A 24,444-nucleotide genomic window follows, 5' to 3' on the forward strand; every position below is an offset into this window, starting at 1 on the left:
ACCCGGCGGAGGCGGGTCGCGCCTCCTGGCCGGCGACGCGCCGTCCCCGCGACGTGGGCCGCGCACCGGTCCGCATGAGGAGCGGGGCCGTGCGGCGCTGAGCGTCCACGCACGACCCCACTCGGTGCGGGTACCGCCCCCACAGCGGCACCCACGGTCGACACCGCTCGCTCAGCGCGCGGAGTCGACGTCCTTGGCGAGCGTCCCCAGGTACAGCTCGATGACCTTCGGGTCGTCGGCGAGCTCCTTCCCGGTGCCCGAGTACGCGTTCCTCCCCTGGTCGAGCACGTACCCACGATCGCAGATCTGCAGACAGCGTCGCGCGTTCTGCTCCACCATGACGATCGACACACCGGCCTTGTTGATCCGGCGGGTGCGGATGAACGTCTCGTCCTGGCGCACGGGCGACAGCCCCGCGGAGGGTTCGTCGAGCAGCAGCACCTTCGGGTCCATCATGAGCGCCCGGGCCATCGCGACGGACTGCCGCTCACCGCCGGACAGCGATCCGGCGCGCTGGCCCTTCCGCTGGCCCAGGACGGGGAACAGGTCGTAGATGACCTCGAGCCGCTCGGCGAACTTCCGGGGCCGCAGGTACAGGCCCATCTGCAGGTTCTCCTCGATCGAGAGCGAGGGGAAGACGTTGTTCGTCTGCGGGACGAAGCCCACGCCGGCCTGCACGAGCTTGTTCGCCTTGAGGTTGGTGATGTCCTCGCCCTGCAGGGTGACGGAGCCCTCGCGGATGGAAACGAGGCCGAACAGGGCCTTGAGGAGCGTCGACTTGCCGGCGCCGTTCGGGCCGATGATGCCGATGAGCTCGCCCGGGTAGCAGTCGAGGTCGCAGCCGTTCAGGATGTTCACCCCCGGCAGGTAGCCGGCGACGAGGTTCTTCGCGCTGAGCACGGGCTCGCGTTCCAGCGTGGCCGCCGGGGCGGCGGTCGCCGGCGACGGACTGGAGGCGCTGCTCGCGTTCGTGGGCTCGCTTGCGTCGGTCATCGGGTCGCCTCCTGCTCGTCTTCTTCCGCTACTTCCTCGGCGAGTTCCTCGTAGGTCTCCTCGTTGAGGAGCGAGTCGTCACCGAGGTCGGTGTCGTGGTGCGCACCGAGGTACGCGTCGATGACCGCACGGTCGTCCATCACCGTGTCGGCCGGGCCCTCGGCGACGACCTTGCCCTCGGCCATCACGACGACCCAGTCGGAGATGTGCCGGACCATGTGCATGTCGTGCTCGACGAAGAGCACGGTCATGCCGTCGTCGCGCAGGGACTGGATGTGCCCGAGCAGCGACTGGGTCAGCGCCGGGTTCACGCCGGCCATCGGCTCGTCGAGCATGATCATCGTCGGGTCGGACATGAGCGCCCGGGCCATCTCGAGGAGCTTGCGCTGCCCGCCGGACAGCGACCCCGCGTAGTCGTCGGCCTTCGTGTCGAGCTTGAAGCGGGCGAGGAGGTCCTCGGCCTTCGCCGTGATCTCGCGCTCCCGCTTCCGCCAGAGCGCCGGGACGAGGCCGACGAAGAAGTTCTCGCCGGGCTGGTCGCGGGCGCCGAGGAGCATGTTCTGCATCACGGTGAGGCGGCTGAGCGCCTTCGTGAGCTGGAACGTGCGGACCATGCCCTTGTTCGCGATGTGGGTGGCGCTGGTCTTCTGCAGGGTGTTGCCGTCGAACCGGGTCGTCGCGCCGGGGCTCGGCTTGTCGAACCCGGTGAGCAGGTTGAAGAACGTCGTCTTGCCGGCGCCGTTCGGGCCGATGAGGGCGGTGATCGAGCCGCGCTGGACCTCGAGGTGGTCGACGTCGACCGCGGTCATGCCGCCGAAGCGACGGGTGACGTCGTCGACGACCAGGATCGGGTCGTTCTTGGGGTGGGCGTACGACTCAGACACTGAACGTCAACTCCTTCTTGTTGCCCAGGAGGCCCTGTGGACGGAACACGATGAGGAGCATGAGCGCGACGCCGACGAGCACGTAGGAGAACTGCTCGGCCTGCTGCGCGTTCATGATCGAGTTCGGGATGAAGTCACCGGCGAGGGTGCGGATCGCGAGTCGGACGACGAAGAAGAGCACGGCGCCGAGCACCGGTCCGAACACCGTCGCCGCACCGCCGAGGATGAGCGCCGTCCAGATGAAGAACGTCATCGAGCGGCCCATCGCGTCCGGTTGCACCGAACTCGGCAGGACGTAGATGATCCCGGCCAGGGCCCCGAGCGCACCGCCGAACACGAGCGCCTGCATCTTGTACGAGTAGACGTTCTTGCCGAGGGAGCGGACGGCGTCCTCGTCCTCGCGGATGGCCTTCACGACACGACCCCACGGGCTCCGCATGAGCAGGAACAGCACGAGCGTGAACAGGGCGACGAGCCCCCACGCCGCGATCCGGATCCACCAGCCGTTGACGCCGTTGTTCGAGTACGTGAACCACAGGATCGTGGTGGTGCCGTCGGGGAGCGGGCTGAGGGCGTTGAACGGGTCGCGGTAGCTCGACCCGGTGATGCCGTTCGAGCCGCCGGTCGTCGTGGTGAGCAGGCTCGACCGTCCCACCATGCGGATGATCTCGGCGCCGGAGATCGTCACGATCGCGAGGTAGTCGCCGCGGAGCCGCAGGGTCGGGATGCCGAGGATGATCGCGAACACGATCGACACGAGCAACGCGACCAGGACGGCCATCACGAACGGCAGCCCGTTGGTGATCGAGATCGCGAAGCCGTAGGCGCCGAGCAGCAGGAACGCCGCCTGGCCCATGTTCACCAGGCCGGTGAGTCCGAAGTGGACGTTGAGGCCGATCGCGGCGAGCGCGAACGCCGCCGTGGTCGGGGCGAGTGCCTCCTGCGTGAGGGAGGACAGCAGGTTGAGGATGTAGTCCATGGCGGCGCTCCTTAGCCGATCCGCTCGGCGCGGCCGAAGATGCCCTGCGGCCGGAACAGCAGGATGAGGATGAGGATCACGAGGGCGGTGGCGTACTTGAAGTCACCGGGCAGCACGAGGTTCGTGAGCTCCACGACGACGCCGATGATCATCGAGCCGACGAGTGCGCCGTAGGCGGTCCCGAGGCCACCGAGCGTGACCGAGGCGAACATGAGCAGCAGCAGCTGCAGGCCGGTCTGCCAGTTCACGCCGTTGAGCACGAGGCCGAGCATGACGCCGGAGAGCCCCGCGAGGCCGGCGGCGAGCGTCCACACGAACCGGATGACCCGGTCGACGTCGATGCCGGACGCGCTGGCCAGTGCCGGGTTGTCCGACACCGCGCGGGTCGCACGGCCGAAGCGCGTCTTCGCGAGGAACAGACCGGTCGCGACGAGGACGACGAGCGCGATGCCCATCGCCACGTACGACTGCACCGTGAGCGTGACCCCGGCGAAGCGGACCGTCTCGGGGTTGCCCTGCTGGATGCGGACGGTCGAGGCGCCGAAGAAGTACTGGAACGCGTACTGCGCGGCGATCGACAACCCGATCGTCACGATCATGAGCTGCGTCAGGCTGATGCGCTTGCGCCGCAACGGCCGCCAGATGCCGGCGTCCTGCAGGTACCCGGTCGCCGCGCACAGCAGCGTGACCACCACCCCCGTCAGCCAGATGTTCCACCCGAGCTGGTTCGCGAAGAGGTAGGCGAGCAACCCGCCGAGGGTGACCTGCTCACCGTGCGAGAAGCTCGACAGGCCGGTCGTGCCGTAGATGAGCGAGAGGCCCACCGACGCCAGCGCGATGAGGAGCCCGAGCCGGATGCCGGACGCGAACTGCTGCCAGGCGCGCTGGGGCGTGACGCTCGTCGCGTCGTCGTTCGTGACGACGCCCTGCTGGTCGGACAGCTGGAAGATCTGCCCGACGTTCGCGTTGAGGCTCGCCGACACGGTGCGCTTCGCGTCCGCCGCGTTCGTCAGGTACTGGCCCTTGGGCAGCGTGTCCTGGTCGACGCTCACGGTGTAGCTGCCCGCCTCGGTCACGCTCACCGACCAGCGCCCGGCGTCGGACGTCGTCGCGGTCTGCGCGAAGCCACCCGGCCCGGCGACGTCGACGTCGACGCCCGGGACCGGTTCGCGGTCCGAGTCGGTGATCGTGCCCTGGATGCAGCCGTTCGTCGGGCTGACCGTGCACGGCTGGGTGCTGGCGGGTGCGGTGCTCGCGGACGCCGATGCGCTCGCGGTCGGGGCCGAGGTGGCGCCGATCGCCGGCAGCGTCACCGCCCAGTCGATCAGGAAGGTCGCCAGGAACGCGAGCACGAGGACGGCCATGATGACCGGTCGCTTTCGTCCAGGGCGGAGGCGGAACCTGCGCAGCAGTGCAGGTCCCGGCGGAGTGATGGATCCCACGGAAGAGCCTCTCGTTCGGATGACGAGGACGCTAGGGGGATTGTGTGACACCCGTGTTTCCATCACGTTCCCTGTGTGATTCGTGCCGCAACTGTGACGTTGTGGAGGAAGGGCGGACGGAGGTCCCGGGACGGGGCCGCACCGCGCCTCCTGGCCGCCCACGGGTGTCCACAGGGCGGAATGCGGAAGAGCGCCTGCGCGTTACCATGGTCTATCCGGAACCCGCCGCAGCGTTCCCGGTGTCTCGACCACTTCACCTCGCCCACGAAGGGGACCCATGGACCAGCCGGATCCGTTCGGATTCATCGGACTCACGTACGACGACGTCATGCTCCTGCCGGGGTACACCGACGTCATCCCGAGCGAGGCGTCGACCGCGTCCCGGCTCACCAAGCGCATCACGGTCAACGTCCCGCTGCTCTCCGCGGCGATGGACACCGTGACCGAGGCCCGCATGGCGATCGCCATGGCCCGACAGGGCGGCATCGGGATCCTGCACCGCAACATGTCGATCGCCGACCAGGCGGCCGCGGTCGACAAGGTCAAGCGCAGCGAGTCGGGCATGATCACCAACCCGGTGACCACCAGCCCGGACGCCACCGTGGCCGAGGTCGACGCGCTCTGCGGACAGTTCCGCGTCTCCGGCCTGCCGGTGGTCGAGGGTGACGGCACCCTCGTCGGCATCATCACCAACCGCGACATGCGGTTCGTGGCGCCGTTCGAGCAGCAGACCACGCTCGTGCGCGACGTCATGACGAAGGCCCCGCTCATCACGGCCCCGGTCGGCATCGACCCGGACGACGCCGTCGCGATCTTCGCCGAGCACAAGATCGAGAAGCTCCCCCTCGTCGACGAGGACGGCAAGCTCCGCGGTCTCATCACCGTCAAGGACTTCGACAAGAGCGAGAAGTACCCGGACGCCACGAAGGACGACGCCGGACGCCTGCGCGTCGGTGCCGCGATCGGCTTCTTCGGCGACGCCTGGGAGCGCGCGACCGCGCTGCGCGAGGCCGGCGTGGACGTCCTTGTCGTCGACACCGCCAACGGCCACAGCGCCGGCGTGCTCGACATGGTCCGTCGACTCAAGGCCGACCCGGCGTTCGCCGCGGTGGACGTCATCGGCGGGCAGGCAGCCACGCGCGAGGGCGCCCAGGCGCTCATCGACGCGGGTGTCGACGCCGTCAAGGTCGGCGTCGGACCGGGATCGATCTGCACGACGCGCGTCGTCGCGGGTGTCGGCGTCCCGCAGGTCACCGCCGTGTACGAGGCCTCCCTCGCCGCGCGTGAGGCCGGCGTGCCGGTCATCGCCGACGGCGGGCTGCAGTACTCGGGCGACATCGCGAAGGCCCTCGTGGCCGGTGCCGACACCGTGATGCTCGGCTCGCTCCTCGCCGGTACCGACGAGTCGCCCGGTGACCTGGTGTTCGTCAACGGCAAGCAGTTCAAGGCCTACCGCGGGATGGGCTCCCTCGGCGCCCTGCAGACCCGTGGCAAGAAGACCTCGTACTCGAAGGACCGCTACTTCCAGGCGGACGTCCCCTCGGACGACAAGCTCGTGCCGGAGGGCATCGAGGGCCAGGTCCCGTACCGCGGCTCGGTGGCGAACGTCGTCTACCAGCTCGTCGGCGGCCTGCGGCAGTCGATGTTCTACGTCGGCGGCCGGACCGTCCCGGAGCTCAAGGCCCGCGGCAAGTTCGTCCGGATCACCCCGGCCGGGCTCAAGGAGTCGCACCCGCACGACGTGCAGATGGTCGTCGAGGCGCCGAACTACAGCCGCTGACCCGACCAGCACCCTCGAACGCCCCTGCTCCCGGACGGAGCGGGGGCGTTCGTCGTCGGCCGGCAGTAGGGTCGCGGCATGGTCAGCGCCGTGTCCCACACCTCGATCGACTGCCGTGACGCCTACACGCTCTCCGAGTGGTGGAAGCAGGTCCTCGGCTACGTCGACGTCGCCGACGACCCGAACGCGCCCGGGCACGAGGAGTGCATCATCGTCGCTCCCGACGGGTCGCACCACGTGCTCTTCATCCAGGTGCCGGAAGCGAAGGCCGTGAAGAACCGCATCCACTTCGACCTGCGGCCGACCGACCGGACCCGCGACGAAGAAGTCGTCCGGCTGCGGGGCATCGGTGCGCTCGAACTGGCCGACCGACGCACGGCGACCGGCGGCTGGGTGGTGTTCGCCGACCCCGAGGGGAACGAGTTCTGCGTCCTCCGGTCCCAGGCCGAGCTCGACGCCTGACCCAGGCCAGCCCCCACCCGGGTAGCCGACGTTCGTGTCCGGTCTGCGCGGGTCCGGTCGACCGCGCCCGGGCGGTCAGCTCGAGACCCGCGGGTTTCCGCAGACCCCGCGTCACGGCTGGGTAACGAAACACTTTGCGTACCGCCCCGTCACGCGGCTGAAACACCGTGACCCTACGTTCTCTCACATCCCCAGCGGGACCTGAGGTTCCGCGCAGAGAAAGGGCTCCACGGATGATCAGAACCACCCGTGCCACCACGGCACTGGCAGTGGCAGGAGCGGCGGCGCTCCTCCTCGCCGCCTGTTCCACCACCAGCGGCGGCACCTCACCGTCCTCCTCCGCGTCGGGAGGCGCGAAGAAGGACCCCGCCGCGAGCTGCAAGGCCCCCGACACCCCGGGCACCGACGCGCTGAAGATCGGCACGATCCTCCCGCTCACCGGTTCGCTCGCCTACCTGAACCCGCCCGCGGAGTCCGGTGTGGGACTCGCGGTGCAGGACATCAACGCGGCGGGCGGTGTGCTCGACAAGGACGTCACCATCGACCCCGCCACCGACTCCGGTGACAGCAACGACATGACGGTGTCGAGCTCGGCGGCGACGAAGCTCGTGAACGCGAAGGTCCCGGTCGCGATCGGCGCCGAGTCCTCCAGCGTCACGCTCAACGTCATCGACCAGCTCACGAGCAACTGCATCGTGGAGATCTCCCCCGCGAACACCGCCTCGGACCTGTCCGGCTACTCGTCGTACTACTACCGGACCGCTCCGCCGGACTCGGTGCAGGGTTCGGCGCTCGGCCAGCTCGTCACGGGTGACGGCAACGCCAAGGTCGCGTTCCTCGTCTTCAACGACACCTACGGCACCGGCCTCCGCAACACCGTGCAGAAGGCGATCGAGGACTCGGGCGGATCCGTCGTCTACGGCGGCAAGGGCAAGGGCCAGGAGTTCCCGCCCGGCCAGACGACCTTCTCCTCCGAGGTGACCGCGGCGCTCGCCACGAAGCCGGACGCCATCGTCGTCCTGGCCTTCGACGAGACGAAGTCGATCATCCCGGAGCTGAAGTCGCAGGACGCCGACATGTCGAAGATCTACATGTCCGACGGCAACACCGCCGACTACTCGAAGGACTTCGACAAGGGCACGCTCACCGGTGCGCAGGGCACCATCCCCGGCGCCTCGCCCAAGGACGAGTTCAAGAAGCAGCTCAGCGACTTCTACAAGAAGTCGTCGGGCAAGGACCTCGCCGACTACTCGTACGCGGCCGAGTCGTACGACGCCACCGTCCTCGCCGCCCTGGCCGCGGTGAAGGGCAAGGGCACGGACTCCGGCACCATCCAGGCCAACATGGCCGCGGTGTCCGGTGCCGACGGCGGCACGGAGTGCTCGACGTTCAAGGACTGCGTCGCCCTGCTCGACAAGGGTGAGGACATCCACTACACGGGTCCGTCGGGCATCGGTCCGTTCGACGACAACAACGACCCGTCGAGCGCCTACATCGGCATCTACAAGTTCGACGGCGACAACAAGCCCGTCTACCAGAGCGCGATCCAGGGCTCGGTCAAGAAGTAGTCGGCAGCACCAGATCGACAGCGCCTCGCGGCCCGGCCGCGGGGCGCTGTCGCGTGCGGTGACGGCGGCGGCGGGCCGAGACTCGGCTGCGCGGACAGTTCCGTGGCGGACACGGCGCGAAACTGTCCGCCGGGCCGAGACTCGGGGCCCGACGGGCGGGCAGGCAGGCGGACAGGACACGGGCCCTGGAGGCGCGGCTCGGCCCCGTCAGACCGGCTCGGCCGCGGTGGGCGCCACCGCCCGGCGCCGCGATGCCCGAGCGGCCAGGAACGAGTCGGCCGTCAGGATGACCAGGGCGAGCCACACGATCCCGAAGCCGAACCACCGGGCACCCGACATCGGCTCGTGCTGCACGACCACCCCGACGAGCAGCTGCATCACCGGCGCGAGGTACTGCGTCAGCCCGAGCGTGGACAGGCTCACCCGGCGGGCGGACGACGCGAACAGCAGCAGCGGCACGGCCGTCGCGGGCCCGGTCAGCACCGTCACGAGGACGTGCACCCAGCCCTCGCTCGTGAACGTCACCCCGCCGCCGAGGCCGGTCGCGCCGAGCACCACGAGGGCGACCACGGCGATCGGCAGCAGCCACACGGTCTCGATCGTCAGGCCGCTCAGGGCGTCCACCGTTCCACCGACCCGCTTCTTCACGAGCCCGTACAGGCCGAACGAGAACGCCAGTACGAGGGAGATCCACGGCATCTGTCCGTAGCCCACCGCGATCACGACGACGGCCACGATGCTGATGCCGACGGCGGTCCACTGCAGCGGACGCAGGCGTTCGCGGAGCACCACGACACCGAGCGCGATCGTCACGAGCGGGTTGATGAAGTACCCGAGCGCCGCCTCGACCGTGTGGCCCGTGGTCGTCGCCGCGACGTACACGGTCCAGTTCACCAGGATGAGCACGGCCGCGAGGCCCATCACGAGCATCACCCGACGCTGGGCCATCAGGGGGCGGGTCCGGAGCCAGGAGCGGGTGACGGCGATCGCGATCGCGCAGAACACCAGCCCGAAGACGATCCGCCAGGCGACGATCTCGAACGCGCCGGCGGGGGCCATCGCCGCGAAGAGCAGCGGCATGAGTCCCCACAGCCCGTACGCGATGATCGCCTGCACGACGCCGACGGATGCCTCGCTGCGGGCCGGGCGCGCCGGGGACGGTTCACTCACGGAACCATCCTAGGAACGGGCACCGACGGCGCGGGGTCGAGCCGCGCCTCCTGGACCCGCCGACCCGGCGCGGAACGCGAGAACGCCCCGCCCGGCCGGAGCCGAACGGGGCGTTCGCGATGTGTACTGGACTCAGTGCACGATGACCGCGAGGACATCACGCGCCGAGAGGACGAGGAGGTCCTCGCCCGAGTACTTGACCTCGGTGCCGCCGTACTTCGAGTAGATGACCTTGTCACCCACGGCGACGTCCAGCGGGACGCGGTTGCCGTTGTCGTCGATACGACCCGGGCCCACGGCGACGACCTCGCCCTCCTGGGGCTTCTCCTTCGCGGTGTCCGGGATGACCAGACCGGAAGCGGTGGTCTGCTCCGCCTCGACCTGGCGGATGACGATGCGATCCTCGAGCGGCTTGATGCTGACGGCCACGGTGACCTCTTCTTTCTCGGTACTGACTCGGTACAGATGAAAACCGTGTTGGCACTACGCACAGGAGAGTGCCAACCGCCCCAACTCTAGGGCGTCGTTGGCACTCGGTCAATCCGAGTGCCAACGTCCGACCGGGCTCTCGGCGACCTGGGAGGATCGTCGGGTGGAAGCCGCCGATCTCGCCCAGTTGCTGACCCCCGAGGGGATGGCCCTGCTCGACCGTACCCCGGCCGTGTCCGACGGTGGTGAGATCGTCCGGGTCGTCTCACGACTGCGCTCCGAAGGACACGATCCGGGCCTCGTCGCGGCGGTCCTGACGCAGGCGAAGCTCCGGCAGAAGGCCCGTGGGAAGTTCGGGGACTTCGCCTCCCGCATGCTCTTCACCGAGGCCGGCCTCGAGCAGGCGACCCGTCTGCAGGTCGCCGCCCAGCACGCCGGACGCTTCGCCGCCGCGGGGCTCATCCGGGTCGCCGACCTCGGGTGCGGCATCGGCGGGGACGCGATGGCGATGGCGGCGCTCGACCTCGAGGTCACCGCGGTCGACCGTGACGAGGTCACCGCGGCCGTCGCGACGCACAACCTGTCACTCTGGGACTCCGCCCGGGTGGAGCTCGGCGACGCCGCTTCGTTCGACCTGTCCCGCGTCGACGGGGTCTGGATGGACCCGGCGCGCCGGACCTCCGGCCACGCGAACACGAAGCGCCTCGCCGACCCGGACGACTGGTCCCCCTCGCTCGACACCGTGTTCGCTGCCGCCACGACGACCCCGACGGGCGTGAAGCTCGGGCCGGGCGTCGACCGCGACCTCATCCCGGACACGGCCGAGGCGCAGTGGACCTCCGTGGACCGCGAGGTCGTCGAGCTCGCCCTCTGGTTCGGCCCCCTCGCCCGTCCCGGTGTCCGCCGTGCCGCGACCGTCATCGGGGCGCACGGGATCGCCGAGCTCACGGGCGACGCCGACGCCGCGGACGTCGAGGTCGGCGCGCTCGGCGCGTACCTGTACGAGCCCGACGGGGCGGTCATCCGTGCGCGGCTCATCGGCGACCTCGCCCGGTCGCTCGACGGCCGGATGCTCTCCGACGGCATCGCGTACATCACCTCGGACCGGGCCGTCACGACACCGTTCGCGCAGGGCTTCCGGGTGCTCGACACGATGCCGCTCGACGTGAAGCAGCTCGCCGCGCGACTCGCAGCGGACGACATCGGGACCGTCGAGATCAAGAAGCGCGGGGTCGACGTGGACCCGGCGCAGTTCCGGAAGCGGTTGCGGTTGCGCGGACGCGGGCGCGTCACGCTCGTGCTCACCCGCCTGGAGGGACGGCACACCGCGATCCTGTGCGAGCGGCTGGGGGACGTGGCCGGCTAGGCCGCGGGGCGGGGGCGCGCGCCGGGCGGGCGCCCGCGCTCGCGCTGTGCACAACGAAAGTCACCCCGAACCGCGGCGATCCGTGGTTCGGGGTGACTTTCGTTGTGCGAGCGGGTCGCCGGGGTCCCGGTCAGCCGATGAAGGCGCCGGACCCGTAGTCGTCGTAGTTCGAGTACGAGCTCCCCATCGAGGCGAACGCGAACAGCCCGATGATCCAGAGGATCCACACACCGGTCATCACCCAGCCGGCGATGACACCGGTGAGCGCCAGGGCGCGCCCGCTCTCACCGGTCTGCTTGATGCGGCCGAGGGCGAGGTGGCCGAGGATCGCGCCGGCGGGGCCGAGCAGGATCGCCATGAAGAACAGCGGGATGGCCCCGAGGCCGAACACGATGGACAGGATCGCCAGTGTGTTGGTCTTCGGGCGCTGTGCGTAGGGCTGGTAGCCCGTGGCCGCGTAGGGGTTCTGCTGGCCCGGGGCGGCGTACGGGTTCTGCTGGCCGGGGGCCGCGTACGGATTCTGCGGCGCGGCGTAGGGGTTCTGCTGCTGCTGCGCGCCGTAGGGGTTCTGCGGTTGCTGCGCGGCGTACGGGTTCTGCGGCTGCTGCGGCGCTGCGTACGGGTTCTGCGGCGCGGCGTAGGGATTCGAACCCTGCGGGGCGCCGTAGCCCGGGTGCGCCTGCTGTCCGGACTGCCCCCACGGGTCGTTCGGCGCTGCCGCCGGTGCCTCGGGAGCGGACGCGCCGTACTGCTGCGGCTGCCCGGAGTCGGGCTGGGCCGCACTCGACGGCACCGACGATGCGGTGCTGTCCGGCGTCTCGCCCGGCTTCGGCCACTGGTTCTGATCGGACACCGTCCACCCCTCTCGGCGCCACGGTCGTCGGCGCCTCATGTGAATCCTCCCACAGACACTCCCCTGCGGGCCGGACGCGAGCACGGCGCAGACCGGACGCGGAACGGCGTCGGCCCGCGAGCGTCAGACCTGGACGGTCGTCACCGGCAGCGTCGAGTCCGCCGCGATCCCGAGGTCGCTCGGCGCGTGCCCCTCGGCGACGAGTCGGGCGCCGATAGCCGCGATCATCGCCCCGTTGTCCGTGCAGAGGTCGAACGGCGGGATCCGGAGCTCGACACCGGCCGCAGCACAGCGCTCCTCGGCGACGGCCCGCAGCCGGGCGTTCGCCACGACGCCGCCGCCGAGCAGGAGCCGGTGCACGCCGGTGTCCGCGCACGCGCGCAGCGCCTTCGTCAGGAGCACGTCGACCACGGCTTCGCGGAAGCTGGCGGCGACGTCGGCCACGGGGATCTCGCGCCCCTCGTCACGGCAGCGCTCGACCCACCGGGCGACGGCGGTCTTCAGTCCGGAGAACGAGAAGTCGTAGCGGTGCGCGGCCATGTCCTTCGGCAGCGTCAAGCCGCGGGGGAAACGGATCGCGGTGGGGTCGCCGTCCGCCGCGGCCTTGTCGATCTGCGGGCCGCCGGGGTACGGCAGTCCCAGGAGCCGCGCGACCTTGTCGAACGCCTCGCCCGCGGCGTCGTCGATCGTCTCGCCGAGCAGTTCCACGTCGCCGACGAGGTCTCGCACGAGCAGCAGCGACGTGTGCCCGCCGGACACCAGGAGCGCCACCGTCGGCAGGTCGATCTCGGACCCGTCCGACCGGAGGACGTCGGCGCCGACGTGCCCGACCAGGTGGTTCACGCCGTACAACGGCTTGCCCGTCGCCACCGCGAGGGCCTTCGCGGCGCCGACCCCGACCATGAGCGCCCCCGCGAGGCCCGGCCCGGCGGTCACCGCCACGGCGTCGAGCTCGTCGAGGGTGACGCCGGCCTGCTCGAGCGCGGCGGTCAGCGTCGGGGTCATCGCCTCGAGGTGGGCCCGTGCGGCGACCTCGGGGACGACGCCGCCGTACCGCGCGTGCTCCTCCATGCTCGACGCGATGACGTTCGCGAGCAGGGTGGTGCCACGCACGATCCCGACACCGGTCTCGTCGCAGCTCGTCTCGATGCCGAGCACGAGTGGTTCAGCCATCGAGGGCCTCCTGTCCGATGGGGCCGACGCCGGACGGACCGACGCCCGACGGGCCGACGTCGGGAGTCGTCGCGAGCTCCGCCCGCATCACCCACGCGTCCACACCGTCGGGCTGGTAGTAGCGGGGGCGGACGGCGATCCGCTCGAACCCGAACGCCGTGTACATCGCCTGGGCCACGGGGTTGTCGGCGCGTACCTCGAGGAAGACCTCGTGCACGCCACGCCGCCGCGCCTCGTCGAGGAGCTCTGTGAAGAGCACCCGACCGATGCCCTTCCCCCGCTGCTCTGCCGCGACCGCGATCGTCTGGACGTCCGCCACGGGGTTGCCCGCCAGCGAGGAGAGCCCGGCGTACCCGACGATCGTCGGCGCCCCGCCCTCGGTCGTCTCGACGACGACGTAGTACCCGTGCGGCGAGTACAGCTCGCCGGACATCTGCGACGCCGACCAGGCATCGGTCGGGAACGACGCGTGCTCCAGCCACATCACGTCGTCGAGGTCCTGCGGATGGGCGCGCCGCAGGCGCAGCCCGTCGGGCAGCGTCACTGCTTCACCCGCTTGGGCGCACCCGGCATCGTGACGTCCGGATCGCGGAGGTAGAGAGGCGCGTCCTCGGCGAAGGGCGCGCCGGAGGTGAGCCGGTCTGCGGCGAGCGCACCGAGCCTCCAGGCCGGGATGGACAGGGCCGTCACGCGGTCCCAGCCCACGGCGTCGGGCCAGGAGGCGCGGATCGCCTCGTCGAGGTCCGCCGGTTTGGCGAGTCCGGGACCCGCGACGCGCGTGCCGGTCTGGTCGTAGGCGCTCCAGTAGACCTCGCGCCGACGCGCGTCCGTCAGGACGACGAACGGACCGGGTCCGTCCTGGTCGGCCGCGACCGCGTCGTGGCTGACCAGCGGGAGGACGGGGACGCCGCGTGCAGCGGCGAAGGTGCGGGCTGCGGCGATGCCGACGCGGAGGCCGGTGAACGGCCCCGGCCCCATGCCGGCGACGACGCCCGAGACGTCGGCGGGGGTTATGCCGGCTGCGTCGAGGACCTCGGCGAGGAACGGGCCGATGACCTCGGCGTGGCGGCGACTGTCCTCGGTGCTGCGGGTCGCGAGGGCCTGCCCGCTGCCCGGGTCGACGACGGCGACCGAGGTTCCGGCGGAGGTGTCGATCGCGAGCAGCACGGTCCCATCGTAAGCGGCGGCGCGGTTGCTCGATGCCGATCGAGCGCCGCTCTGGTGGCGGTTCCGCTCAGTGCTCGTCGTCCCGGACGACCGCACGCCGGACCTCCTCGACGGCAGCGGCGACTCCTCGTTCGCGGACCGCCGGGTCCCCGTGTTCGGACTCGTGCACGAAGACGGTGGCTCCGCGGCGCGCTCCGCAGAAGTCGACGACGCCGTGCTCGATCTGGGTCCGCAGCGCCTCGCGGTACCCGTGCCGGTCGTAGACACCGGCATCGTCCCCGGCGACGGGCACGAGGTGGACGGTGAGCCGACCGAGGTTCCGGCGCATGCCCTCGTCGCCGCCGACGTCGAACGCCCACCCGTTCACGAAGACGCGGTCGATCCACCCCTTCAGCAGCGCCGGCAGCGACCACCACCAGACGGGGAACACCAGGACGAGGTCGGTGGCCCGGTCGATGCGCCGCTGTTCGGCGACGACGTCCGTCGGGGCGTCCTCGCCGGTCCGGTAGGTGTGGCGGTCGGCGAGCGTGAAGCGCGGGTCGAAGCCCTCGGCGGCGAGGTCGGCGATCTCCGCCGTCCCCTCGGGCAACGCGCCTCGCAGTCGTTGCGCGACGTGGTGGGTCAACGAGTCGGGGTCGGGGTGGGCGGTCACGATGAGCGTCGGCACACTGCATCTTCGCGAGGGCGGCTGGACGGCAGCAGGACCGCAGGGTCAGAGGACGGCGTCCGCCCAGCGCGGGCCGGAGGCGGTGACGACCACGCGGCGCGGCTCGTCGGGGACGTCGTCCGGGTCGAGGTCGTCACCGGCAACCGCGTCGTCGGCACCGGTCGCGCGGACGATCTCGACGTCGAGGACGCTGTCCGAGATGCCGTCGACGAACCCACGCCCCCACTCGACGACGACGATCGAGGCGTCCCAGTCGAGGTCGAGGTCGTCGAGCTCCACCGGGTCGGACAGTCGGTAGGCGTCCACGTGCACCAGGTCCGGCCCGGCCGAGGTCGGGTGTGTCCGGGCGAGGACGAACGTCGGGCTCGAGACCTGCCCGCGGGCGCCGAGCGCTGCGCCGAGCCCCCGCGTCAGGGTGGTCTTGCCGGCGCCGAGCGGACCGGTCAGGACGACGAGGTCACCGGCACGGAGGACGGCCGCGAGTCGGGCACCGAGAGCACCCATCTCCTCGGTGGTCCGGGCCGTGGTGTCGAGCAGCACCCGGGAGTCGGTCACCGTTCGCCCCGGAGGTACTCGGCGACGTGGCCCTCGACCCGGTGCCCTTCGTAGACGCGGGGCACCCGGGAGCCGATCCGGCAGACGATCTCCTCGCCGATGGTGCCGAGCGCGTCGCCCCACTCGAGGACCGTCATCTCGTCGTGCTCGCCCGTGCCGAACAGCACGACGGTGTCGCCGACCCGGACGTCGTCGTCGCCGACGTCCACGAGGAACTGGTCCATCGCGACGCGACCGGCGATCGGGTAGCGCGTGCCGCCGATCGCGACCTCGATGCGGCCCTGCGCCAACCGCGGGACGCCGTCCGCGTAGCCGACCGGAACGAGCGCGAGGGTGGTCTCGGCGGTGGTGCGGTACGTGTAGTCGTACGAGACACCGGTGTCGACGGGCACGCGCTTCGTCTTCGCGACCGAGGCGGTCAGGGTCATCACGGGCTCGAGGCCGAGGTCGGCCGCCGAGACGCCGTCGGCACCGGGGATGCCGAACAGGTTCGCGCCCATCCGGACCATGTCCTTGCGGAAATCTTTGCGCTCGAGCCCGGCGAGCGAGGCGGCGACGTGCTCCGTCGGGATGTCGAGCCCGAGGTCGTCGGCCTGCTCGACCGCGTCGTCGAAGAGCGCCACGGCGGAGGCGTCCTCGTCGTCGGAGGACTCGGCGAGGTGCGTGTAGGCGGCCACGACCTCGATGCGGCCGTCACGCTGGGCGTCACGGGCGAGGGTCACGAGGGCGGGCCAGTCGTCCGGCGTCGAACCGTCGCGGTGCAGGCCGGAGTCGAAGCCGAGGTGCACCCGGGCGGGACGCTGGTCGACGGCGTCGATCACCCGCTGCAGCTCCGGCACGTTCGAGACGCCGAGGTCGACGGCGGAGTCGATCGCGTCGCGGAAGTCCAGCGCGGGGTCGTGCTGCCACGTGAAGAGGTGGACGTCCTCGCCGACGCCGATCGACCGCAGACGCAGGGCCGCGGGGACCGTGAGCACGCCGATCCACCGGATCCCCGCGTCCACCGCGGCGAGGGCGATCGGCTCGAGACCGTGCCCGTAGGCGTCGGCCTTCATGATCGCCATGAGCTCGACCGGGTCCATCCACTCGCGGACCAGGTCGAGGTTGGCGCGGTAGGCGTCGAGGTCGATCCGGGCCCGGCGCAGCGGCGCGTTCACGAGGTCCTCCGTTCGACGTTGCGGCCGACCCGGGCGACCACCTCGTAGTTGATCGTGCCCACTGCGGCGGCCCAGTCCTCGACCGCGGGGTCGCCGTTCGCCGGGTCGCCCCAGAGCACGGCCTCGTCGCCGATCCGGACGTCGGCGTCGCCGATGTCGACGTGCATGGCGTTCATCGCCACGCGACCGACGACCGGGAAGGTGCGGTCGCCGATCCGGACCGAGACGCGATTGCCGAAGTCGCGGTCGAAGCCGTCCGCGTAGCCGAGCCCGATCACCGCGAGCCGGGTGTCCGTCGTCGCGCGCCAGGTGTAGCCGTAGCTGACGCCCTCGCCCGCACGGACCGGGACCGTCCGGAGGACCGCGGCGGTCACGCGCATCGCGGGGCGGAGCCCGAGGTCGGCCGAGGTGCGGTCGGGGAACGGGCTGAGGCCGTACAGCGCGAGGCCGACCCGGGCGACGTCGTGCCGGGTCTCCGCGACGGCGAGGCTCGCGGCGCTGGCGGCGAGGTGCACCATGTCGGGAACGATGCCGTTCGCAGCGAGACCCTCGAGCGCGCGCTGGAGGGCGGCGTCCTGGTCGAGGTCGTCGGCGCGGGAGGCGTTCGCCAGGTGCGACATGAGGCCCTCGATGCGGGTGCGGTTGCCGCTGCGGGCAAGGCGACCGGCGGTGGCGAAGAGCTCGGACCACTCGGACTCCACCGCGCCGTTGCGGCTCAGGCCGGTGTCGACGCAGATGTGCACCGCGGGGACCTCGGAGTCGGCGGCGGCGGAGAGCTGGTCGACGCTCGAGACCGCCGGGGTGATGCCGTACTGCGCGGCGCGACGGAAGTCCTCGTCGGGGGCGTGGAGCCACGCGAGGATCCGGACGCCCTCGTCGATGCCGGCGTGGCGGAGGGCGATCCCCTCGTCGATGTCCGCGACGCCGAGCCACTCCGCGCCGGCGTCCACGAAGGCCTGCGCGGACTCCGCTGCGCCGTGGCCGTAGCCGTTGGCCTTGACGACCGCGATGACGCCGGACGGAGCCACCTGTTCGGCGACGGTCGCGTAGTTGGCGATCAGCGCCTCCCGATCGACCGTGATGCCGGTGAACGCGCTCACGCAGATTCCCCTGTTCCTTCGAGGACCACGAACGCCGTCGCGATCCCTCCGTCGTGCGAGAGCGAGAGGTGCACGCTCGTCACCCCGCGCCCGTCCGCCACCTGGCGCGCCCCCTGGCGCAGCGTCAGCGACGGGTTCCGCTGGTCGTCGGAGACGACCTCGAGGTCCTGCCAGCTCAGTCCGGCGCTCGACCCGAACGCCTTGATCAGCGCTTCCTTCGCCGCGAACCGCGCGGCCAGCGACGCGATCGGCCGGGGTTCCCCGTCGCGGACGAGCTCCGACGGGGTGAAGAGGCGCGTACGCATCGCGGGCGTCCGATCGAGCACCCGCTCGAACCGTTCCAGGTCGACCACGTCGACACCGATGCCGATGATCATCGTGCGACTACTCGACGGTGACCGACTTCGCGAGGTTGCGCGGCTGGTCGACGTCGAGGCCCTTGGCCGCGGCGAGCTCCATGCCGAACATGTGCAGCGGTGCGACCGCGAGCAGCGGCTCGAACAGCGGCGTCGCGAGCGGGATGCGCAGCACCTCGTCGGCGAATGGCAGCACGGCGGCGTCGCCCTCTTCCGCGATCGCGATCACCCGGGCGCCGCGGGCGCGGATCTCCTGGATGTTCGAGACGACCTTGGGGTGCAGCGACCGCGGGTCGCGCGGCGACGGGACGATCACGAAGACGATCTGCCCCGGCTCGATCAGGGCGATCGGGCCGTGCTTGAGCTCACCGGCGGCGAAGCCCTCGGCGTGGATGTAGGCGAGTTCCTTGAGCTTGAGGGCACCCTCGAGCGCGATCGGGTAGCCGACGTGGCGGCCGAGGAAGAGGACGCTCCGGGTGTCGGCCATCCAGCGGGCGAGGTCCTTGATGCCGGACGCGTCGTCGATGGTCTGCTGCAGCTTCGGTGCGAGGCCCTCGAGCTCGGCGACCTGCTCGGCGATCTGCTCTGCCGTGAGGGTGCCCCGCAGCGTGGCGAGGTGCAGCCCGAGCAGGTAGAGCGCGACGCCCTGCGCGATGAACGCCTTGGTCGACGCGACGGCGACCTCGGGCCCGGCGTGCGTGTAGATCACGGCGTCGGACTCGCGCGGGATCGTGGCGCCCTGGGTGTTGCAGATCGACAGGACCTGGGCGCCCTGCTCGCGGGCGTACTTCACAGCCATGAGCGTGTCCATGGTCTCGCCGGACTGGCTGATCGAGACGACCAGCGTGCGGTCGTCCAGCACCGGGTCGCGGTAGCGGAACTCGTGCGCGAGCTCGACCTCGACCGGGACGCGGGCCCACTGCTCGATCGCGTACTTGCCGAGGATGCCGGCGTAGGCCGCGGTGCCGCAGGCGATGACGATGACCCGGTCGACCTGCGCGAGGCGGTCGGCGATCGGGTCGAGGTCCGTCAGCGTCACGGCACCGTCGTGCACGCGGCCGAGGATGGTCTTCGCGACGGCCTCGGGCTCCTCGCTGATCTCCTTCGCCATGAACGAGGTCCAGCCGCCCTTGTCGGCCGCGGAGGCGTCCCAGTTCACCTCGAACTCGCTCGGTGCTGCCGGGGTGCCGTCGAAGTGGATGACGTCGACGCCGTCGGGGCGGATCGTGGCGATCTCGTCCTGCCCGATGGCGAGGGCACGCTGCGTGTAGGCGACGAACGCGGCCACGTCCGAGCCCATGAAGTTCTCGCCGTCGCCCAGGCCGACCACGAGGGGGGAGTTGCGACGGGCGCCGACGACCACACCGGGCTGGTCGGCGTGGACGACGAGGAGCGTGAACGCCCCTTCGAGCCGCTGCACGGCCTGCTGCATGGCGGCGGTCAGGTCACCGGTCGCGCGGAACGACCGGGCGACGAGGTGTGCCGCGACCTCGGAGTCGGTCTCGCTGAGGAACGCGACGCCCTCGGCCTCGAGCTCGGCACGGAGCTCGGAGAAGTTCTCGATGATGCCGTTGTGGATGAGGGCGAGCTTGCCGCCGTCGGCCAGGTGCGGGTGCGCGTTGCCGTCGGTCGGGCCACCGTGGGTCGCCCAGCGGGTGTGGCCGATGCCCGTCCCGCCGTCGGCGATGGGGTGCGATTCCAGCTCGTCCACGAGGGCCTGGAGCTTGCCCGCCTTCTTCGCGGACGCTAGCTCGTGCGACCCGTCCACGACGGCGATGCCCGCCGAGTCGTAGCCGCGGTACTCGAGCCGACGGAGACCACCGAGGAGGACGTCCTGGCTGCTGTTGCTGCCGACGTAGCCGACGATTCCACACATGGGGACGATCCTACGGTCTGGCTGGACGACGACCCTGCGAACGAGCAGGGCTGGGGATAACGTTTGGGACATGGGACGCTTCGACGACATCGCGATCACGACGCTGCACGGTGAGGAGACCACGTTCGGGGCGTTCGCGGACAAGGCGGTCCTCGTCGTGAACGTCGCGTCGCGCTGCGGCCTCGCTCCGCAGTACGAGCAGCTCGAGGCGCTCCAGAAGGAGTACGGCCCCCGCGGCTTCACGGTCCTGGGCTTTCCGAGCAACCAGTTCCTGCAGGAGCTCGGCTCGTCCGAGGCGATCGACGAGTACTGCTCCACCACGTGGGGCGTCACCTTCCCGATGTCCGAGAAGGTCAAGGTGAACGGCAAGAGCGCCCACCCGCTCTACCAGGCGCTCAAGGAGACCCCGGACGCCGACGGCAAGGCCGGGCGGGTCACGTGGAACTTCGAGAAGTTCCTGGTCGCCCCGGACGGCACGGTCACGCGGTTCCGCCCGACGACCAAGCCGGACGCGCCGCAGGTCATCGCCGCGATCGAGGCGGCCCTGCCGGCCTGAGCGCGCACGCCGCACGTGGGCGCGGGTGTCGGACGGGAGGCGCGGATCACGCGAGCCGACCGGCTCACGTGATCCGCGCCTCCCGTCTGTACGCTCGTTCCCATGCCGATTCCGGAGACCACCGTCGCGCACCCGACCCCCTTCGTGGAGATCCCGCGTGGCGAGTGGTCGCAGCTCGCTCCGAAGGAGCACCTGTCCCTCACCGAGACCGAGATCGTGCAGCTGCGCGGTCTCGGCGACCGCCTCGACATGCAGGAGGTGCAGGAGGTCTACCTGCCGCTGTCCCGCCTGCTGACGCTCTACGCGGCGGGCGCACGGAACCTGCACGCGTCGACGTCGGCCTTCCTGGGTGACCGAGCCGGGCGGACGCCGTTCGTGATCGGTGTCGCCGGGTCGGTCGCCGTCGGCAAGTCGACCGTCGCCCGTCTGCTGCGCGAGCTGACGAAGCGCTGGCCGGACACCCCGCGCGTGGAGCTCGTGACCACCGACGGGTTCCTCTACTCCAACGCCGAGCTCGAGCGGCGCGGGATCATGGACCGCAAGGGCTTCCCGGAGTCCTACGACCGCCGGGCCCTGCTGCGCTTCGTCAGCCAGGTGAAGAGCGGCGCGACCGAGGTCCGTGCGCCGTACTACTCGCACCTCGTGTACGACATCGTGCCCGACGCCGAGATCGTGGTGCGACAGCCGGACATCCTCATCGTCGAGGGCCTGAACGTGCTCGCGCCGCCGGTGCACGGGCGGCTGGCACTGTCCGACCTCTTCGACTTCACGATCTACGTCGACGCGAAGACGAAGGACATCGAGGCCTGGTACGTCGACCGGTTCCTCGCGCTGCAGGAAGAGGCCTTCGCGAGCCCCGACTCGTTCTTCCACCGGTTCGCCTCGCTCTCCCGGTCGGATGCCGTGCAGACGGCGACCGAGGTGTGGCGGGCGATCAACGAGCCGAACCTGATCGAGAACGTGTTGCCGACGCGCTCCCGGGCGACCCTCGTGTTGAAGAAGGCGGCGGACCACAAGGTGTCGTCGGTGTTGCTCCGCAAGATCTGACGCGGGGGGCGCGGCGCGAGCCGCGGGGCGCCGCCAGCGGCGGGCCGCTGCGCCGAACCACGAATCCGACGTGGAACCGGGCGCGCGGGCTGGTGCGATGTCGCATCCGTGGTTCGACGCGGCTCGGCCGGCTCGGCCGCCGCCGCGGGGCGGCTCGAGCTGCCGCCGCACAAGCAAAGTCCGTCGGAACCACGCATCTGCGTGGTTCCGACGGACTTTGGTTGTGCGAGCGCGCGCCGCGCGCGCCAGCGCGCGCCGCGCGCCTACGCCGCGTCGAGCGCCAGGCGCTCGCGCACCACGGCCGCGAGCTCCTCGGCGATCCGCTCGGCATCGGCCTGGGAGGCCGCCTCGACCATGACCCGCACGACGGGCTCGGTGCCGGACGGCCGGAGCAGCACGCGTCCCGCGTCGCCGAGTGCGGCGGTCGCAGCGGCGACGGCGTCCTGCACGCCCTGGTCGGCGAGGCCGTGCCGGTCCACCCCGCGCACGTTCACGAGCACCTGCGGGAACACCGTCATGCACGACGCGAGCTGCTCGAGCGTCTTGCCCGTCCGGGCCATCTCGGCGACGAGGTGCAACCCGGTGAGGATGCCGTCGCCGGTGGTCGCGAACTCGTTGAAGATGATGTGGCCGGACTGCTCGCCACCGAGCGAGTACCCGCCCTCGGTCATCTTCTCGAGGACGTAGCGGTCGCCGACACCGGTCTCGAGCATCGTGATGCCCGCGTCCGCCATGGCGCGCTTCAGCCCGAGGTTCGACATCACCGTCGCGACGAGGGTGTCGGACGCCAGGCGCCCGCGCTCCTGCAGCGACAGCGCGAGGATCGCCATGATCTGGTCGCCGTCGATCGCGTTGCCGGCGGCGTCGACCGCGAGGCAGCGGTCCGCGTCACCGTCGTGGGCGATGCCGACGTCCGCTCCGTGCGAGAGCACCGCACGGGCGAGGTTGTCGATGTGGGTGGAACCGACACCGTCGTTGATGTTCATGCCGTCCGGGTCGGCACCGATCAGGGTCACGCGGGCCCCGGCGTTGACGAACACCTCGGGCGAGACGCCCGCGGCGGCGCCGTTCGCGCAGTCGAGCACGACGTGGATGCCGTCGAGCCGGTGCGGCAGCGTGCCGAGCAGGTGGACGACGTAGCGGTCCTCGGCGTCGGCGAACCGGGTGATCCGGCCGACGTCGCCACCGGTGGGGGTCGGTGCGGAGTGGTCGTGCATGGCCGCTTCGATGCGGTCCTCGACCTCGTCCGGGAGCTTCCGGCCGCCCGTGGCGAAGAACTTGATCCCGTTGTCGGGAGCGGGGTTGTGCGATGCGGAGATCATCACGCCGAAGTCGGCGTCGATGTCCGCGACGAGGAACGCCGCAGCGGGGGTGGGGATGACCCCGGCGTCGAGCACGTCGACGCCGGCGGAGGCGAGCCCGGCCGCGACCGCGGCACCGAGGAACTCGCCGGAGACGCGCGGGTCGCGCGCGAGGACCGCACGAGGGCGCGGTCGACCGGACGCCCGGCGGGCGTCCGCGTGGTGTCCGTGTGTGAGGACGGCCGCGCTCGCCTGGGCAAGACCCAGTGCGAGCGCGGCCGTCAGCTCGCCGTTGGCGAGACCACGAACCCCGTCGGTACCGAACAGACGCGGCATTGCGATCTTCAGCCGGTGACGACTAGCGCTTCGAGAACTGCGAAGCCTTGCGGGCCTTCTTGAGACCGGCCTTCTTGCGCTCGATGACGCGGGCGTCGCGGGTGAGGAAGCCGGCCTTCTTGAGGGTGGCGCGGTTGTTCTCGCGGTCGATCTCGTTCAGCGAACGGGCGATGGCGAGACGGAGCGCACCAGCCTGACCCGAGGGGCCACCACCGGTGATGCGGGCGACGACGTCGTAGGCGCCGAGCAGCTCGAGCACCTTGAACGGGTCGTTGATGAGCTGCTGGTGCAGCTTGTTCGGGAAGTAGTCCTCGAGCGAGCGGCCGTTCACGACGAACGAGCCGGAGCCCGGGACGAGACGGACGCGTGCGATGGCCTCCTTGCGGCGCCCGACGGCACCGCCCGAGACGTTGAGGATCTGACGGGGAGCGGCCTCGGAAGCGGCGGGTGCGCTCTCCGTGGTGAAGCTCTCCGGGGTCTGGTCGAGGGAGTCAGCGATCTGAGCCATGAGTTTTACCTAGTCCTTGGAAGTCGTCGTGGCCGGAACTACTGTGCGACCTGGTCGAAGGTGTACGCCTTGGGCTGCTGCGCCGAGTGCGGGTGCTCCGCGCCGGCGTAGACCTTCAGCTTCTTGAGCTGCTCGCGACCGAGGGTGTTCTTCGGGAGCATGCCGCGGATCGCCTTCTCGACGGCGCGGGTCGGGTGCTTCTCGAGCATCTCCGGGTAGGAGGTCGCCGTGAGGCCGCCCGGGTAGCCCGAGTGGCGGTAGTAGACCTTCTTCGCGAGCTTCGAACCGGTCAGGGCGACCTTGTCGGCGTTCACGATGATGACGTAGTCACCCATGTCCATGTGCTGGGCGAAGGTGGCCTTGTGCTTGCCGCGCAGGAGCGCCGCGGCGTGGGTGGCGAGGCGGCCGAGGACGACGTCGGTCGCGTCGATGACGATCCAGTCGTGCTGGACGTCTGCCGGCTTCGGGGAGAACGTACGAGTCACAGTGGTGCTGCTTTCGTGTCGAGGTGAGGAGTCCGTGAATCCCGCTCCGGTGGGTGTTCACGCGGGAGAACCTGGGTGAACGGCCCGGTGGAGGGCTCATCTGACTGTCCGGCGCACGGAGCGCGCAGACCAAGGTGAGAGCCTACCCGACGCAGGTGACGGCGGTCAAACGGAGACAGGACGGACGGGAGGCGCGGTGCCGGCTGGCACCGCGCCTCCCGTCCGGTGCGGCGA

General features: G+C 70.8%; 25 protein-coding genes. 6 read left to right on the top strand and 19 right to left on the bottom strand.

Features of this window, described 5'->3' with window-relative positions:
- Positions 1-171 precede the first annotated feature (171 nt).
- From QE359_RS02185 to QE359_RS02200, 4 genes are read right to left on the bottom strand one after another with little or no spacing between them, the layout of a single operon-like run.
- Positions 172-993 (bottom strand): ABC transporter ATP-binding protein, encoded by an 822-nt coding sequence (locus QE359_RS02185; RefSeq protein ID WP_309777270.1) that lies wholly within the window; start codon positions 991-993, stop codon positions 172-174.
- On the bottom strand, positions 990-1,877 hold the full coding sequence (locus QE359_RS02190; protein WP_070417714.1) for an ABC transporter ATP-binding protein: 888 nt from the start codon (positions 1,875-1,877) through the stop codon (positions 990-992). The genes QE359_RS02185 and QE359_RS02190 overlap by 4 nt, the downstream gene beginning before the upstream one ends.
- Entirely contained in the window at positions 1,870-2,856 is a 987-nt protein-coding gene (locus tag QE359_RS02195) for a branched-chain amino acid ABC transporter permease (protein WP_070417713.1), read from the bottom strand. Before QE359_RS02195 ends, QE359_RS02190 begins: the two co-directional genes overlap by 8 nt.
- 11 nt (positions 2,857-2,867) lie before the next feature.
- The gene (locus QE359_RS02200) at positions 2,868-4,220 is read right to left on the bottom strand and encodes a branched-chain amino acid ABC transporter permease (protein ID WP_071294793.1); all 1,353 of its coding nucleotides are present in this window, start codon (positions 4,218-4,220) and stop codon (positions 2,868-2,870) included.
- A gap of 355 nt (positions 4,221-4,575) precedes the next feature.
- Here QE359_RS02200 and guaB point away from each other — a divergent pair, with 355 nt between their 5' ends.
- The 3 genes from guaB (at position 4,576) to QE359_RS02215 (ending at position 8,108) form a co-directional block, all read left to right on the top strand.
- Positions 4,576-6,078 (top strand): IMP dehydrogenase, encoded by a 1,503-nt coding sequence (gene guaB / locus QE359_RS02205; RefSeq protein WP_070417711.1) that lies wholly within the window; start codon positions 4,576-4,578, stop codon positions 6,076-6,078.
- Positions 6,079-6,156: 78 nt separating this feature from the next.
- Positions 6,157-6,540: a VOC family protein gene (locus QE359_RS02210; RefSeq protein ID WP_309777274.1), complete on the top strand. Its 384-nt coding sequence runs from the start codon at positions 6,157-6,159 to the stop codon at positions 6,538-6,540.
- 233 nt (positions 6,541-6,773) lie between these two features.
- Positions 6,774-8,108, top strand: coding sequence for an ABC transporter substrate-binding protein (locus QE359_RS02215; RefSeq protein WP_309777275.1), 1,335 nt, complete (start codon positions 6,774-6,776; stop codon positions 8,106-8,108).
- A gap of 207 nt (positions 8,109-8,315) precedes the next feature.
- Here QE359_RS02215 and rarD read toward each other — a convergent pair whose 3' ends face one another.
- Both rarD and groES read right to left on the bottom strand, forming a co-directional pair.
- A complete protein-coding gene (rarD, locus tag QE359_RS02220; RefSeq protein ID WP_309777277.1) occupies positions 8,316-9,278 on the bottom strand; it encodes an EamA family transporter RarD in 963 nt (320 codons plus the stop codon).
- A gap of 132 nt (positions 9,279-9,410) precedes the next feature.
- The gene (groES, locus tag QE359_RS02225; RefSeq protein WP_017885484.1) at positions 9,411-9,707 is read right to left on the bottom strand and encodes a co-chaperone GroES; all 297 of its coding nucleotides are present in this window, start codon (positions 9,705-9,707) and stop codon (positions 9,411-9,413) included.
- 163 nt (positions 9,708-9,870) lie between these two features.
- Here groES and QE359_RS02230 point away from each other — a divergent pair, with 163 nt between their 5' ends.
- Complete coding sequence (locus QE359_RS02230; protein ID WP_309777291.1) at positions 9,871-11,073, top strand: THUMP-like domain-containing protein; 1,203 nt, start codon at positions 9,871-9,873, stop codon at positions 11,071-11,073.
- A gap of 130 nt (positions 11,074-11,203) precedes the next feature.
- Here the strand turns inward: QE359_RS02230 and QE359_RS02235 are convergent, their stop codons facing one another.
- The 10 genes from QE359_RS02235 to glmS form a co-directional block, all read right to left on the bottom strand.
- Positions 11,204-11,926 (bottom strand): DUF4190 domain-containing protein, encoded by a 723-nt coding sequence (locus QE359_RS02235; protein WP_309777292.1) that lies wholly within the window; start codon positions 11,924-11,926, stop codon positions 11,204-11,206.
- 123 nt (positions 11,927-12,049) lie between these two features.
- Complete coding sequence (gene tsaD, locus QE359_RS02240) at positions 12,050-13,099, bottom strand: tRNA (adenosine(37)-N6)-threonylcarbamoyltransferase complex transferase subunit TsaD (RefSeq protein WP_309777293.1); 1,050 nt, start codon at positions 13,097-13,099, stop codon at positions 12,050-12,052.
- Complete coding sequence (rimI, locus tag QE359_RS02245; RefSeq protein ID WP_309777295.1) at positions 13,092-13,643, bottom strand: ribosomal protein S18-alanine N-acetyltransferase; 552 nt, start codon at positions 13,641-13,643, stop codon at positions 13,092-13,094. The genes tsaD and rimI overlap by 8 nt, the downstream gene beginning before the upstream one ends.
- Positions 13,640-14,266, bottom strand: coding sequence for a tRNA (adenosine(37)-N6)-threonylcarbamoyltransferase complex dimerization subunit type 1 TsaB (tsaB, locus tag QE359_RS02250; protein ID WP_309777297.1), 627 nt, complete (start codon positions 14,264-14,266; stop codon positions 13,640-13,642). Before tsaB ends, rimI begins: the two co-directional genes overlap by 4 nt.
- A gap of 67 nt (positions 14,267-14,333) precedes the next feature.
- A complete protein-coding gene (locus QE359_RS02255; RefSeq protein WP_309777298.1) occupies positions 14,334-14,933 on the bottom strand; it encodes an NAD(P)H-dependent oxidoreductase in 600 nt (199 codons plus the stop codon).
- A 45-nt stretch (positions 14,934-14,978) separates the two neighbouring features.
- Complete coding sequence (tsaE, locus tag QE359_RS02260; protein ID WP_396127714.1) at positions 14,979-15,488, bottom strand: tRNA (adenosine(37)-N6)-threonylcarbamoyltransferase complex ATPase subunit type 1 TsaE; 510 nt, start codon at positions 15,486-15,488, stop codon at positions 14,979-14,981.
- Positions 15,485-16,645, bottom strand: a complete 1,161-nt coding sequence (gene alr / locus QE359_RS02265; RefSeq protein ID WP_309777300.1) for an alanine racemase — start codon at positions 16,643-16,645, stop codon at positions 15,485-15,487. The genes tsaE and alr (QE359_RS02265) overlap by 4 nt, the downstream gene beginning before the upstream one ends.
- Positions 16,642-17,745, bottom strand: a complete 1,104-nt coding sequence (gene alr / locus QE359_RS02270; RefSeq protein ID WP_309777302.1) for an alanine racemase — start codon at positions 17,743-17,745, stop codon at positions 16,642-16,644. Before alr (QE359_RS02270) ends, alr (QE359_RS02265) begins: the two co-directional genes overlap by 4 nt.
- Entirely contained in the window at positions 17,742-18,122 is a 381-nt protein-coding gene (locus tag QE359_RS02275) for a holo-ACP synthase (RefSeq protein WP_229085749.1), read from the bottom strand. The genes alr (QE359_RS02270) and QE359_RS02275 overlap by 4 nt, the downstream gene beginning before the upstream one ends.
- Positions 18,123-18,129: 7 nt before the next feature.
- The gene (glmS, locus tag QE359_RS02280; protein ID WP_309777303.1) at positions 18,130-19,977 is read right to left on the bottom strand and encodes a glutamine--fructose-6-phosphate transaminase (isomerizing); all 1,848 of its coding nucleotides are present in this window, start codon (positions 19,975-19,977) and stop codon (positions 18,130-18,132) included.
- Positions 19,978-20,047: 70 nt separating this feature from the next.
- Between glmS and QE359_RS02285 the strand changes: the two genes are divergently transcribed.
- Positions 20,048-20,533: a glutathione peroxidase gene (locus QE359_RS02285; protein ID WP_309777304.1), complete on the top strand. Its 486-nt coding sequence runs from the start codon at positions 20,048-20,050 to the stop codon at positions 20,531-20,533.
- Positions 20,534-20,635: 102 nt separating this feature from the next.
- Entirely contained in the window at positions 20,636-21,580 is a 945-nt protein-coding gene (gene coaA / locus QE359_RS02290) for a type I pantothenate kinase (RefSeq protein ID WP_071295218.1), read from the top strand.
- Positions 21,581-21,843: 263 nt separating this feature from the next.
- On the opposite strand, the gene glmM is transcribed toward coaA, so the two are convergent.
- Genes glmM through rplM form a run of 3 tightly spaced genes read right to left on the bottom strand, consistent with a single transcriptional unit; the run spans position 21,844 to position 24,210 of the window.
- A complete protein-coding gene (gene glmM / locus QE359_RS02295) occupies positions 21,844-23,217 on the bottom strand; it encodes a phosphoglucosamine mutase (protein ID WP_070417698.1) in 1,374 nt (457 codons plus the stop codon).
- 22 nt (positions 23,218-23,239) lie between these two features.
- The gene (gene rpsI / locus QE359_RS02300) at positions 23,240-23,725 is read right to left on the bottom strand and encodes a 30S ribosomal protein S9 (RefSeq protein ID WP_022906971.1); all 486 of its coding nucleotides are present in this window, start codon (positions 23,723-23,725) and stop codon (positions 23,240-23,242) included.
- 38 nt (positions 23,726-23,763) lie between these two features.
- Entirely contained in the window at positions 23,764-24,210 is a 447-nt protein-coding gene (gene rplM / locus QE359_RS02305; RefSeq protein WP_022906970.1) for a 50S ribosomal protein L13, read from the bottom strand.
- Positions 24,211-24,444: the final 234 nt, after the last annotated feature.

The sequence above is a fragment of the Curtobacterium sp. SORGH_AS_0776 genome (genome assembly GCF_031453355.1).
GTDB lineage: Bacteria > Actinomycetota > Actinomycetes > Actinomycetales > Microbacteriaceae > Curtobacterium.